Origin of the sequence: Embleya sp. NPDC008237 (assembly GCF_042956465.1) — a bacterium.
Classification (GTDB): Bacteria; Actinomycetota; Actinomycetes; order Streptomycetales; family Streptomycetaceae; genus Embleya.
On record NZ_JBIBGL010000004.1, the window covers coordinates 696,510 to 709,674 of the forward strand.

11 protein-coding genes are annotated in these 13,165 nt (G+C 73.3%); 6 read left to right on the top strand and 5 right to left on the bottom strand.

Features of this window, described 5'->3' with window-relative positions; genetic code table 11:
- Window positions 1-545: 545 nt before the first annotated feature.
- Together ACFZBU_RS13490 and ACFZBU_RS13495 are read right to left on the bottom strand one after the other, a co-directional pair.
- Window positions 546-1,007: a carboxymuconolactone decarboxylase family protein gene (locus ACFZBU_RS13490; RefSeq protein WP_391583661.1), complete on the bottom strand. Its 462-nt coding sequence runs from the start codon at window positions 1,005-1,007 to the stop codon at window positions 546-548.
- A gap of 129 nt (window positions 1,008-1,136) precedes the next feature.
- Complete coding sequence (locus ACFZBU_RS13495) at window positions 1,137-1,586, bottom strand: phospholipase (protein WP_391583662.1); 450 nt, start codon at window positions 1,584-1,586, stop codon at window positions 1,137-1,139.
- Between the two features lie 657 nt (window positions 1,587-2,243).
- Here ACFZBU_RS13495 and ACFZBU_RS13500 point away from each other — a divergent pair.
- A complete protein-coding gene (locus ACFZBU_RS13500) occupies window positions 2,244-2,765 on the top strand; it encodes a GNAT family N-acetyltransferase (protein WP_391583663.1) in 522 nt (173 codons plus the stop codon).
- Between the two features lie 66 nt (window positions 2,766-2,831).
- On the opposite strand, the gene ACFZBU_RS13505 is transcribed toward ACFZBU_RS13500, so the two are convergent.
- Window positions 2,832-3,575, bottom strand: a complete 744-nt coding sequence (locus tag ACFZBU_RS13505) for an SDR family oxidoreductase (protein ID WP_391583664.1) — start codon at window positions 3,573-3,575, stop codon at window positions 2,832-2,834.
- Between the two features lie 84 nt (window positions 3,576-3,659).
- Here ACFZBU_RS13505 and ACFZBU_RS13510 point away from each other — a divergent pair, with 84 nt between their 5' ends.
- Window positions 3,660-4,133, top strand: coding sequence for an RrF2 family transcriptional regulator (locus ACFZBU_RS13510; RefSeq protein WP_391583665.1), 474 nt, complete (start codon window positions 3,660-3,662; stop codon window positions 4,131-4,133).
- A gap of 238 nt (window positions 4,134-4,371) precedes the next feature.
- Here the strand turns inward: ACFZBU_RS13510 and ACFZBU_RS13515 are convergent, their stop codons facing one another.
- Together ACFZBU_RS13515 and ACFZBU_RS13520 are read right to left on the bottom strand one after the other, a co-directional pair.
- The gene (locus ACFZBU_RS13515) at window positions 4,372-6,069 is read right to left on the bottom strand and encodes a purple acid phosphatase family protein (RefSeq protein ID WP_391583666.1); all 1,698 of its coding nucleotides are present in this window, start codon (window positions 6,067-6,069) and stop codon (window positions 4,372-4,374) included.
- Window positions 6,066-8,213: a hypothetical protein gene (locus ACFZBU_RS13520; RefSeq protein ID WP_391583667.1), complete on the bottom strand. Its 2,148-nt coding sequence runs from the start codon at window positions 8,211-8,213 to the stop codon at window positions 6,066-6,068. Before ACFZBU_RS13520 ends, ACFZBU_RS13515 begins: the two co-directional genes overlap by 4 nt.
- A gap of 418 nt (window positions 8,214-8,631) precedes the next feature.
- Between ACFZBU_RS13520 and ACFZBU_RS13525 the strand changes: the two genes are divergently transcribed.
- From ACFZBU_RS13525 to ACFZBU_RS13540, 4 genes are all read left to right on the top strand, one after another.
- Window positions 8,632-9,444 (top strand): dolichyl-phosphate beta-glucosyltransferase, encoded by an 813-nt coding sequence (locus ACFZBU_RS13525; RefSeq protein ID WP_391583668.1) that lies wholly within the window; start codon window positions 8,632-8,634, stop codon window positions 9,442-9,444.
- Complete coding sequence (locus ACFZBU_RS13530) at window positions 9,441-11,213, top strand: glycosyl transferase (RefSeq protein WP_391583669.1); 1,773 nt, start codon at window positions 9,441-9,443, stop codon at window positions 11,211-11,213. Before ACFZBU_RS13525 ends, ACFZBU_RS13530 begins: the two co-directional genes overlap by 4 nt.
- 100 nt (window positions 11,214-11,313) lie before the next feature.
- The gene (locus ACFZBU_RS13535; RefSeq protein WP_391583670.1) at window positions 11,314-11,832 is read left to right on the top strand and encodes a SigE family RNA polymerase sigma factor; all 519 of its coding nucleotides are present in this window, start codon (window positions 11,314-11,316) and stop codon (window positions 11,830-11,832) included.
- A 7-nt stretch (window positions 11,833-11,839) separates the two neighbouring features.
- Window positions 11,840-13,012, top strand: a complete 1,173-nt coding sequence (locus tag ACFZBU_RS13540; protein WP_391583671.1) for a hypothetical protein — start codon at window positions 11,840-11,842, stop codon at window positions 13,010-13,012.
- Window positions 13,013-13,165: the final 153 nt, after the last annotated feature.

Consider the following 13,165-nt stretch of genomic DNA (forward strand, 5'->3'; position numbering starts at 1 on the left):
CCCCGACCCTCGACTCGACCTTCACCGTCGGGGTCGAGCCCTGGATTCCGGGACCGGGCTCCCCGATCCTCCCGAACCCCGGGGCCCCGGGGCCCTGGCCTCCCGGGCCTCCCGGGCCTCGGAGTCGAGCCGGCGCCGACCCCCGTCCGCGGGTGCGGGCAGCGCGCCATCATGGCGCCGGCGGATGCGATAAATGGCAGGAGGCGCAGCTGTATTTGGGTGCCGCCTGGGGCAGCCGGCGCGCGGTCCGGGCCCATTCGCGCACCAGCGAATCGAACACCGGCGTCGCACCCACACCGACCGGCCACATCCGCCGCGGCGCCCCGGGGGCACACCCGTACGATCCCGCACCCGGTCCGCGCGGGCGCGGCACCGTCGAACTCGGCTCGTCGTTCATGCCTCCTTGATAGGGCCGGAACGCGGACCGTTCGGGCCGTCGGCGTGCGTTCCACCCGATCGGATGACACCCGCGCCCCGATCGGGTGGATCCGCCGACCCGGCCCCGCGAACACCGGCCGGGTCCCCCCTCCCACCGGTCTGCGCGCTCAACTCCAGGTCGCGCCCGCGGGCTCCCGAATCGTGGTGTTGATGCGGTTGAAGAAGTTCGTGACCGAGATCATCAGGATGATCGCGGCAAGCTGCCGCTCGTCGAAGTGGTCGGCCGCCTCGTCCCACAGGGCGTCCGACACCGCCTGACCGGAATGGTCCGCCAGCCGCGTCGACGCCTCGGTCAGCGCCAACGCGGCCCGCTCGGCGTCCGTGAAGAACGGCGCCTCCCGCCAGGCGGCCACCGCGTGCAGCCGCTCGTCGCTCTCGCCGGCCTTCTTCGCACTGGTCACACCGGCGAACACGCAGGCGCCGCAGCCGTTGATCTGGCTGGCACGCAGGTGCACCAGCTCCAGGATCCGCGGCTCGACGCCGCCCGCGTACATCGCCTTGTAGATGTTCTGGATCCCCTTCATCGCGTCGGGCAGCACCATCGCGGGGTTCTTCATCCGAGCGGTCATGACGTCTCCTCCAGTGCGTGGGCGAACCGGTCGGCGATGCCGTTCCGGCCCTGCGGCGTCCTACACAGCACTGACGGAGCAACCCGCGAACATGTGACGGGGAGCGGAAGGAAATTTCGACCGTGGTCGTCAGCCGAGGACTTTGACCGCCTGGTAGTACGTCCAGGCCGTGCCGTTGCACGTGGCGCGGGTCACCGCCCCGTACCGGGCACACACGCGCTTGAGGTCCTCGTACAGGGCGCTGTCCAGCCGCGACTTGTTGGCCGGGAACGCCCCTGCCGCCTTGTAGTTGCGGTATCCGAAGTCGTGCCGGGCGCAGGAGGTCTGGAACGGGAACCCGAACGGGTTGTCGGGCGAGCCTGAGCAGTAGTCGGTGGACCAGTCGAAGCCGTAGGCGGACCACGAACCCTGGTTCTGCCGCGCCGAATACCAGGCGTTGTAGCTGTCGGCGCTCGTCTGGGTCCAACCGGACAACACTTGGGGCTTGTTCGCGGGTGCGGCCTGGGCCGGCGCGGTCGCGCCGACTCCGGCGGCGACCGCCATCGCGGTGGTGGCAAGGATTGTGGTCAGCCGACGCATCGAATACCTCCAGGATGCCGGCGCTCCCTGTACGGGATGCCGGGAGCAGGGGTGAGCAGCCGAACTCCGCCCGTCGAACTCCCGTGCCGCGGACCGGTGAAGCGGGTCCGCGTCGCGGGACGACGAAAGGCGGAACCCATCCCACCGGATGCAACGGCCGCCCGTCCATGCCTCGCCGCCATCATGTACAGGAATTCAGCCGCCGAGCCCCTCCCGTTCGCCACGACCCCCATCGGCGACACGTCGGGGATACGCACGCGCCTTCGCAACGATCGGCGGCCCGGCATGCACGGGCGGCGGCCCGCACGACCTCGCGAGGCTCGGCGCATGTGCGGGCACACCCCACCGCCGCCTGCGAAGTCGCGGGCACGGGACTCGGTTTGGGGGTGACCACCGAGAGAGCGGAGCCTTGCGGTGTCGAACACGCGATTGCTCGCCCCGACGTGCGCGCCGAGCACGACGGGGGCGAGTCTCCCCCACACCGGCTTCGTTTGATAGGTTCCGTCGACACGCGATCATGCGTGCTCGCCACCGCGACCAGGGAGGTTGATGAATATGGCCCGCGCCGGGCTTCATCGCCATGCCCTTGTCCGGGTCGCGCGCACGTAGCACAACGTCGCAGCCGGCCCGGTCGTCTCGAACGACCTGGAGTCTTGCGTGTCTTCCTCTACCTTTCCCACCGCCACGGACCTGACCACCGAGCACCTCGTGCTGCGGCCGTGGTCCGCCGACGACATCGCCGCCGTACTCGCCGACGTGCGGTCGACGCACTGGGCGGCCGACTTCCCCGCCGAAGGCGATCGTGTCATCGCCGGTGTCATCGCCGAACAGTCCGACGAGCCGGCGGCGTCCGGACACCGTCTGATCATCGAGCGGGAGACCGGCCTCGTGATCGGCAGCATCGGCATGATGTGGCCGCCGAGCGAGGGTGCCCTGGAAATCGGCTACGGCGTCGTCGCCTCGCGGCGCGGCCGAGGCTACGCCACCGAGGCCACCCGCGCCTTGGTCGCACACGCCCTGACCCTCCCGGAGGTGCGGGTCGTCTACGCCGACGTGGAGTTGGCGAACCCGGCCTCGATCCGAGTCCTGGAGAAGGCCGGACTGCGACGCCGGAGCATCGACGCAACCACGGCGCGCTTCGACGCCGAGGCGGCGAACCCGAGCCCGCACCGGCCGTAACCCGGCAGGGCCGGCGGGGGCTTGCCCTCCGCCGGCCCATGCGGGCGGCTTCCCACCGGACACGGCCTAGCGCTGTTCCGCCAGCCACTGGTCGAAGGTGGTCGGGGCGAGGTGCGCGCCCTCGGCCGGCAGCATGACCTCGCCGGCCATGCTCGGGCCGAACAGGGACGACCACGTCGGTACCAGCTTCACCGCGTGGCCGCGCGCCTCGTTCGTGCGCCGGGCCATGTCCACCAGGTCCTGGGTCTCGGGGCCGGCAACGTCGACGTGCCGGCCCCGCGGCTCACCCGTCGCGATGTCGGCGAGCACGTCGGCCACGTCCGCGGGGGCGATCGGCTGGACCAGCAGCGGTGCGATCGGGGCGACGCCGTCCTGCTCGGTCCAACTCGCCACCATCGCGGCGAAGTCGTGGAACTGCGTCACCGGGACGATCGTCCACGGCACCGCGCCCTCGGCAACCAGGCGCTCCTGCTCGCGCTTGCCGGCGTAGTGCGCGTTGCCCTCGACCCGGTCGATCCCCACGATCGACAGCAGCACGTGGTGCCGGACCCCGGCGCGCTTCTCGGCGGCCAGCAGGTTCCGCGTGGTGGTGCCGAAGTACGCCACCGTCTCCTCCCGGCCGGTCGCCGGTCCGTTGGTCGCGTCCACCACGGCGTCGACGCCGGCCAGCGCTTCGTCGAGGCCGTCGCCGTCGACCAGGTCCACGCCGAGCGAACGGCTGATCCGCACCACGTCGTGGCCGGCCCGCTCCAGCGCCGCGGCGGTGAGCGCGCCGATGTTTCCGGTCGCGCCGGCGATTGCGATCCGCATGATGATCTCTCTCTTTCTCTCGCTGCACCGCAGACGCTATCATGGACTAAACAGGTCCACAATCTCTACGATAGACTGAGGCTCATGAAGCTGCCCGGGAGCACCGAATGGGTCTTGCACTGCGCCGCGTCCCTCGGCCAACTCGACCCCGGATCCAGTGCGTCGACGACCCAACTCGCCGAGTACTACGACCTTCCGGCGCCCTATCTGGCCAAGCAGTTGAAGACCCTGGTCCGGGCCGGCGTGCTCACGGCGACCACCGGTCCCAGGGGCGGATTCCGGCTCGCCCGACCCGCCGCCGAGATCACGCTTCTCCAGGTCGTCGAGGCCGTCGACGGCACGGCCTCGCCGTACGAGTGCCGCGAGATCCGGCAACAGGGACGCGGCGCACTGCCGGCCGAAGACTGCCGCGAGACGTGCATCCTGGCGGCGAAGATGGCCGAGGCGTACGAGGCGTGGCGCAGCAGCCTCGCGGGGGTCACGCTCGCCGACATCGTCGATTCGCTGCCGCCGACGGCACCGGCCCGCACCCGGGCCCGCCTGATCGGCACCGCCTGACCCGCGGGGCACGATCGACCCCGATCCGGCGGCGGGTTCCCGATTCCCGATCGGTCACCGCCTCGGAGCACGCGCGGTCGCGCCGGCCGCCTCGGCCCATCGGGATTCGGGACGACCGGGTGCGCGAGCGCGTCATGGCCGCCTCCGAGTCGCCCCCCGACCCGGGCCGGACCCGCTGCGCCCGGCCCGACCGCGGCCGGCACCGGACGGAGTGTCCCGCCCGGTGCCGGCCGCCCGTTCAGCCGCCGGTCCCCGTGCCCGCCCTCCGCTCGCCCGTGCTCGCGGACGGGATCGGCGTACCGGCGTCCCGAACCAGGGTGATCGTGTCGATCTGCGCGCCCGTCGCACTGAGCGTGCGGATCGTCATCGTGGTCTCCCGCCCGGCCGCGGCCGGGCGCACGTCGACGGCGACGAAGGCGTTGCCGCGGAACCGCACGCGCGACCACTCGACGGTCTCGTCCACCTTGCCGGCCCCGGAGTGGAAGCCGCCCTCGACCGCGTCGGTGACGTCGGCGGGCCCGCCCGCGTACGTCTCCGGCGCGGAGAACTCGTAGCCGCTCTTCCCGCCGCTGCCCACGGTCAGGTACGTGGTGCCGTCGGTCGCCGGCCGGATCCGGTCGCCGATGTCCGCCCGCCGGGTGCGCACGCCGCCGCGCATCGGATCGGCCCGCTCGTAGACGTGGTTGTGTCCGTTGATCACCAGATCGACCTGGTAGCGGTCGAACAGCGGGATCCACTCCTCCCGGATCGCGCCGTCCGAGACGTGGTCGGTCGCCGTGCAGTAGGCGCAGTGGTGGAAGAAGGCCACCACGAAGTCGATCCCGGGCGTGCGCCGCACCTGGGCCAGATGCCCGGCCAGCCAGGTCGTCTGGGCACCGGCGCTGTAGCCGCGGTTGTGCGGGATCTCGTGCGAGACGTCGTTGGCGTCCAGGCTGACCACCGCGACGTTGCCGTAGCGGAAGCCGTACGTGGCATGCGCGTTGCGCGGTCCGTTGCCGGGCAGGTGCCAGCGGGCGAGGTGGCCGCCGTACCCGTCCGGCGAATACAGCGCCTCCATGTCGTGGTTGCCCATCGCCACCATCCACGGCACCGACGCCGCGACGGGGTCGATCATCCGCAGGTACTCGTCCCACACCTCGGGCTGGAGCTTGTCCGCGCCCTCGGCGCTGTGATGGCTGGAGGGCAGTCCCGCGCCCGAGGCGGCGTAGGCGATGTCGCCCGCGAGCAGGTGGAACACCGGGTTCTGCCGGAGCATCAGGGTCTGGTTGGCGGCGGCGCCGAACTCCACGCCCTCGTCGCCGAACGCGGTGAACGTGAAGGGCTCCGGGACGCCGCTCGTCGCCGGTGCGGTGCGGAACGAACCGACGGTCGCGGCCACCGAGCCGGCGTCCAGGCCCTCGTGGCCGAGCGCGTAGTAGTAGCGCGTGCCCGGGTCGAGCCCGTCCAGGGCGGCGTGCAGGTGGTACTGGTCGTAGTCGAAGTAGGCCGACGCGGGGTTGTCGGCGTACTCGATCAGGTGCGAGTGCAGGTGCCGGATCTCGGCCGGCACCACCTGGTCCAGTTGCCCGGGCGAGGTGCCCAGGCGCAGGTACGGCCGGCGCACCGGCTGCGGTACCTGCCAGCTCATCGCGGCCTGGCTGCGCGGGTCCGCGCCCAGGGCGAGGTGCCGGCCGGAGGGCTTGAGCGCGTTCCCGTCGACGTAGTCCGTGCCGGAGAGCAGCGACGGCGCTCGGCGGACGCCGGCCGACGAGGACGTGCCGAACAGCGGAACGGCCGCGCCGCCGAGGCCGATTGCCGTGAGCACGCCGCGGCGCGAGACGGTACGGCGCCTGCTGCGCAGGTATTCGTGTTGTTCGGCGATGCTCATCGTCGCGGCGAGCCGGTCGGGTACGCCCGAGCGGGGCAGGTGCGGGTTCCGGTCGGGCGCGGGGCTCATCGGGTGCTCCTGGAACGTGCGGCGAACAGCAGGACGAGGCCGGCGCCGAGCGCGGCGGTGCCGAGGAGGACGGGCAGGACCACGTCGGCTCCGGTGCGCGAGAGGCTGCCGCCGCCACCGGTCGCGGTCTCCGGGACCGTGCCGGACCCGGAACCGGAGCCGGCCGTACCCGAGGTGCCGGAGCCGCCGCCGTCCGAACCCGACGTCGAGGTGGTGGTGGCGCCGGGGCCGGTCGGCGTGGAGGTGTGGGTCGGCCCGCCCGAGGGTTCACCGGTCGGCGGCAGCGTCGGCGGTCCGGTGGACGGCCGCGTGGTGGGCGGCGTCGAGGTCGGCGGCTCGCTGGTGGGCGGGGTCGTCGTCGGTGGCGTCGAGGTCGGCGGCGTGGTCGGCCGCTCGCCACCCAGCGCCCAACAGCCGCCGGCGGGCTGGAGCGCCGTCTGCTTCGCGCCGTCGCCGCCGTGGTGGTCGGCGCTCAGCGCGACCAGCGTCCACGCGTTCGGCACGATCGCCGCGGCCTGCGCGGGCCGGGTGCCGACCACATGCGCGGCGGGCCCCTGGGGCCACGGCTGCCCCCAGATCGGCCCGGCGGCGGTGGCCACCTCGTGTCGGGTGCCGGCCTCGTCGGCGAACGTGAACACCGCCGAGGTGATCGCCGGTGCGCGCACCCCGCCGTCGCCCAGCGCGGCCGTGAACACGGCGCGGTCGGCGGGCACTCGCCACTGGGCGGCGGTGACGCACGACTCGGGCAGGTCGCCCACCTTGACCGCCGGTCCCTGCCAGGAGGCGTGCCGTACCGGGCCCTGGTCGGTCGGGCTCGGCGGCACCCCGGTCGTGGGGATGGTGGGTCCGGAACTGCCGCCGCCGGGGGCGGGGAAGCTCCCGGCCCGGCCCTCGCCGTGGTCGCCGACCACGAGTACACCCTTGACGGGCGTCGCGCCCGACGGCACGGCGAAGGTGAGCGAGGCGCCGTCGGCGGCCACGTGCAACGCATCACCGGTGACCCGCTCGGGCGAGCCGTCGACGTACACGCCGAGCCCGCCCGCGTCGAGGCCGGTCCCGGTCACCGTGACCGTGGCGCCCGGGCCGGCACCGGGCGGGCCGAACCCGGTGACCGTGGTCGTGGGCAGCGCCGGGCGCCGGAACACCGCGGCCGGGTCGCCCGCGGTCACCTCGGCGATCCGCGTGTCCAGGTAGCGTTCGTTGCCGTCGATGCGCAGTCGCAGCGTGTCCCGGGCGTCGATGCCCACCCGCCACCGCATGTCGATGGTCACGCCCAGACCCGCCCGCGCGGAGTCGGAGGTGGTCGAGGCGAGGTCGGCGACCAGCACGGTCCAGGTCGCGTCCAGGAAGCCGGTGCCGTCGCCGAGCATGGCCCGGTACATCGCCGGATCGCCCTTGTACAGGCTCTTCATGACCAGGCCGTCGTCGTCGGTGCGAAAGTGCAGGGTGCGAGTGAGCAGCCCGCCCGGGATGCGCCCGTCGGGCAGCTCGACGCGCTCCTCGCGCGGCGAGCCGGGGAAGAAGGTCAGGCCGGTGACCGCGGTCGTGGCGCGCGGGACGTCGGCGGCGGCCTCCCCCGGGGTGCTCGGGGTGCTCGCCGTGGCCGGGGTGCTCGGGGCGCCCACCTCGGTGTGCACCCTGTCGATGTGCACCAGGGACGACACGCCGACCACCTGGTCGAGTTCGCGGAACTGGTTGAGGGGGTGGTCGAATCCGGCCACGTCGGACCGGGCGTTCAGGGTCTGCCCGGTGCGCGAGACGTTCATCGTCGCCGACGCGATGGTGGCGGTGCGCTTGCCCAGCGGCGTACCGGCAGGCACGGATCGATCGGCCGAGGCGGTGCCGTCCGCCCCGGCGGCGGGCACGGTCAGCCAGTCCGCCGCACGCGAGCGGGTGTCGCCGAAGCTTTCGTCGGGCCCGGAGGCCAGTTCGCTGTAGCTCCCGGATCGGGTGACCAATCCGGGGGTCATGGCGCGTTGTTCACCGGTGAGGTAATCGGCTCGCGCGGTGCGCGTGGGCGGCGATTCCGCCGCCGAGGAGATCATCGGAAACAGCAGGACCAGCAGTCCCAGCACGATCAGGCCGGCGGCGGCCCGTCGTAGCCGGAGGGTGCCGAGCAAAGGACGACTACGCGTTGTGCCCATGTGGAGGTGATGACCCGTCACTCATCCCGGAGCCGGCGGCTGCCCGTGGTGGAGACCGTCGGGAGCGTGCCTGGGATCGGGAAGCCGAAGGAACCGAAGTCGACGAATTCCGGCCGGCGATCGTCGACAACGATCGTGAGTATGCAAGACGGACGAGTCACGAATCCGGCCCGGCACAAACCTTCGACGGGAATTGAGCCGGCGTTCCCGCCACATCGCTCCGGGGTTCACCGACCTCCGGAGATACTCGCCTGCCGCCGCCCGGGCGATTACACGGCGTAGCGATCGGCGGATCGGGTCGGCATGAACCGCCCGAGCCCGGCCCCGACGGCCGGCCCCGCCCTGCCCTGCCTTGCCCCACCTCCAGGTGTGACCCACGTCATACAACGCGGGGAAATGGTCGCCGTGTCACAGGGTTGTGAAGCGAACTCCTGCCGGGACCGAGCTGTCGGTCGTGATACCCGTGTTCAACGAGTCGCGGCGGCTGCCGGCGACCCTGACCGCCGTACTCGACCACCTCCGCGGCGCCGGGATCGACTGGGAACTGATCGTCTCCGACGACGGGTCCACCGACGATACGTACGCCGTCGCCACGGCCGCGGCCGGGCACGACCCGCGGGTGCGCGTGGTGCGGCATCCGGTCAATCGGGGCAAGGGGCACGCCGTCCGCCTGGGTGTGGCCGGCTCGCGGGGCCGGCGCGTGCTGGTGTGCGACGCCGATCTGGCCACCCCCATCGCCGAGTTGGACCGGCTCCAGGCGGCCCTGGACGACGGCTTCGATGCCGCGATCGGCTCGCGCGGCGGGCCCTTCACGGTGGATCGGCCGCCCGTGCGGCGGATGTTGTCGGACGTGGGGGGCCGACTGATCCGGGCCGTCGCGCTGCCCGGCACGGTGGACACCCAGTGCGGGTTCAAGCTGTTCGACGGCGCCAAGGCACGCGCCGCGTTCGCGCGCGCGTGCGTGGACGGCTGGGCCTTCGACATCGAGGTGCTCCGGCTCTTCCTCGCCTCCGGCTGGAGCTTCGTCGAGGTACCGGTGGCCTGGACCCACCAGAGCGGCTCCAAGCTGCGCCCCGGCCACTGCCTGGAGGTGCTCACCGACCTGGCCCGGGTACGGCTGCGGCACGGTCGCCCGCAGCGACCCGGGACGAGGTCGGCGCGCCCGGACGGGGGTTCGGACACCTCCCGGGACCCTTTCGCGATCCCGCTGCCGCCGGGCCGGGCCGCGTGAGCGCCGTACGCGAGGTCGTCGCCGCGCCGCGCACGATGGTTCTCCCGCGCACCGCACGGGCCGCCGACGCACTGGCCTGCGCCGCCTACCTGGTGGCCGCGCTGCTGCTGTACCGCGGACTGTGGGCCGGCGGCCCGGCCGGGCGATACCTCGTGGACAGCGGTCAGGACCAGCGCCAGTGGGAGTGGTTCTTCGCGGTGACCGCGCGCGCGGTGTCGCACGGCGAGAATCCGCTGACCACGACGCTGCAGAACCATCCCGCCGGGGTGAACCTGATGGCGAACACCTCGATGCCGGGGTTGTCCATCCCGCTCGCGCCGATCACCTGGCTGTTCGGCCCGGCCGCGACCTGGGCGATCGTGCTCACCGGCGGGCTCGCCGCGACCGCCGCCGCCTGGTACTACCTGATCTCCCGGCACCTGGTCGCCTCACGGCCCGCCGCCGCCCTCGGCGGCGGCTTCTGCGCGTTCGCCCCGCCGATGGTCTCGCACGCCAACGCACACCCCAACCTGGCCGTGCTGTTCGTGCTGCCGCTGATCATCGACCGGCTGATCCGGCTCGCCGCCGGCCGCCGGCCGATCCGCGACGGCATCCTGCTCGGCCTGTTGACGACCTATCAGATCTTCCTCGGCGAGGAGGCGCTGCTGCTCGCCTCGACCGGCATCGCGCTGTTCGCCCTCACCTACGCGTGCGTCGCGCCAGCCGCGGCCCGCGCCGCACTGCGCCCGCTGGCCCGCGGCCTCCCGATCGGCGTGGCGCTGTGCGGTGTCCTGATCGCCTATCCGCTGTGGTGGCAGTTCACCGGACCGCAGAGCTACACCAACCTGCTGCACGGCCCGGCCGGCAACGACCTCGCGGCGCTGACCGCCTACGCCGACCGCTCGCTCGCCGGCGACATCGACGTCTCCGCGCGTCTGTCGATGAACCGCACCGAGGAGAACGCGTTCTTCGGCTGGCCGCTGCCGATCCTGGCCGTCGCGATCACCGCGGCGCTGTGGCGCTCGGCCCTGACCAGGGCCCTGGCCGGCGTGCTGGTCGGCGCCGCGCTGTTCTCCCTCGGCCCGGAGATCATCCTCGACGGCGAGCCCACCGGAATCTCCGGACCATGGCGGTGGTTCGGCCAACTCCCGCTGTACGAATCGGTGTTGGAGAGCCGCTTCACCATGGTGTGCGTGCCCGTGCTGGGCATCCTGCTCGCGCTGGGCGCCCAGGCGGTGCGCGACGCGGGCGATCGGCGGTTGTGGCTGCTGTGGTGCGTCGCGCTGCTCCAGGCGCTGGTGCCGCTGTTGCCGCAGCCGCTGGCCACCGCGCCGCGCGAGCCGACCCCCGCGTTCTTCGCCGACGGCACGTGGCGCCGCTTCACCGGGCCCGGCCGGGCCATCGTGACCGTGCCGCTGCCCGACCCCTCCGACGCCCGCGCGCTGGGCTGGCAGGTCGACGCGGGGCTGGGCTTCCCGCTCGCCGAGGGCTACTTCGTCGGCCCCTTCGGGCCGGACCGGCTCGGCGGCTACGGCGCGGTGACCCGACCCACCTCGCAACTCCTGCGCGAGGTGCGCGACAGCGGGACCGTGCCGGAGGTCACCGACACCGAACGCGCACAGGCCCGCGCCGACCTGGACTACTGGCGGGCGGACGCGGTGGTGCTGGGCCCGCACGACCGGCGGGAGGCACTGCGCGCGACACTCGACCGGTTGCTCGGCCCCGGTGTGCCGATCGGCGGGGTGTGGCTGTGGGAAGTACGGGCGGGGGGTGCGGCCCGTGCCGGCTGAGCAGGCGGCCCCGTACCGTACCGGGGAGTTCGCAACCGGTACGGACACGGGGCGGGAAGGCACTCCGGCCGGCGCCGGAGTACCCGGGGAGGGTGGTCGGGTGCGGCGCGGCGACGAGCACGCGTACACCGAGTACGTGAGCGCCCGCCTGCCCGCCCTGCGCCGGGTCGCCCGGCTGCTGTGCGGTGATCCGCACCACGCCGACGACATCGTGCAGAACACCATCACCCGGCTGTACGTGCACTGGCGGCGCGCGGCCGCGGCGAACGACCTCGACCGGTACGTACACCGGATGCTGGTGCGCGCCTTCCTCAACGAGCGCCGGCTCGCCTGGGCCCGGGTGCGGCTGATCGGCGCGCCGCAGGACACCCCGGTGCCGCCGGCGCCGCCCGGGCCCGACGTGGAGACTCGGGACGCGGTCCGGATCGCGTTGTCGCGGGTACCGCCCAGACAGCGGGTGGTTCTGGTCCTGCGCTTTTTGTGCGACCTGCCGGTCGCCGAGGTGGCCGAGATCCTCGGCTGCTCGCAGGGCACGGTCAAGAGCCAGACCGCGCAGGGACTCGCGCGACTGCGCACACTGCTGGACGGGCCGGTCGTGGCCCGCTGGGAAGGGGAGTAGACCGGCCATGGACACCGACGAGCACGAGGGCGCCCGACTACTGGCCGCGCTGCGCGAGACGCCGCGGATCGCGCCCGACGAACCCGGCGTCGACATGGCCCGCGCGATCCGGGAGGGCCGGCGCGCGGTCCGGGTCCGGCGCGCGCTCGCGGTGACGGGCGGCGCCCTGGCCGTGGCACTGGTGGTGCTGGTGACGGTGCTGATCGCCGCGCCGTTGCACAACGGTGCGACCGGTCCCGCGGCGGGCGGCACGTTCGACGTGCGGCAGCGCGCTTTCCAGGTGGGTTCGGCCGGCGGCTTCACACCGGTGCTCTACGAGACCGGGAAGTACCGCCAGCGGGTGATCCTGGGCCCGGAGAAGCGCAGCGGCGCGCCGGACGACGTGGCGGCCACGCGGGCGACGGTGACGATGTACGCGCCGGACCGGCTGCCCGGCGGGGAGGCCGGCCTGGGCGCGCCCGCTCCGCTCGTGAACGGGCATCCGGCCGCGTGGTTGACCGGGCCGGACCCGGTCGACGGTCGGATCCAGCTGGCCTGGCAGTGGACGTCCGGCGCCTGGGCGGTCGCCTCGTTGGCCGGCCCCGCCGCCGACTCCGCCCGGGTGCATCGGGTGGCCGAGAGCGTGGCCCCGGGCAGCCGCCGGCCGACCGGCGTGCCGGTCGGGCTGGATCGGGATCTGCTGGCCGCCGGCGAACACCTGACCTCGCTGGTGTCCTCGATCGGCAAGACGACCGACCCTCCGGTGTACGCACTGCGCTTCGGCACCGACGACCCGCCGAACCTGGACGGCACCGACCCGCCCTGGTTCGCGGTCGGCTTCGGCAAGCCGCCGCTCGGTTTCGACGACCGCCGGCCCGACCGGGTCTTCCGCACCGACGGCGCCTACGTCGAATCCGACCCTCCCCTGGACCGGAACCGGCGGTCCGCGATCCTGGCCGCCATCCGCATGGACGCGTACCCGTCGGTCGGCCCCACCGCGCCGACGGACCTGCCGAGTGCGGACGACTCGCAGTCGCCGCCGCCCGCCTCCGCCCCGGAGACCGGCGAGCCGTCCACGGAGCCGGCGACCACGAGCACGGACACCGGCCCGAACGGCACCCCGAGCACGAGCGGCAGCACGAGTGCGGCTTCGACGTCGCCGCCGACGTCGACGTCGAGTGCGACACCCGCCGGCGGTTGACGACGCGTCCGTGAGCGCGGACCGGCAGCCGGGAGGGCGCTCCGGACCCGTCACCCGGCGGCGGTCGGGGACTCCGGTTCCCGGAAGCCGCCTCTTCCCGGAAGCCTTGCGCGCCGACGACGAAGCCTGCCGGTACCGTTCGCCACCGCCCGC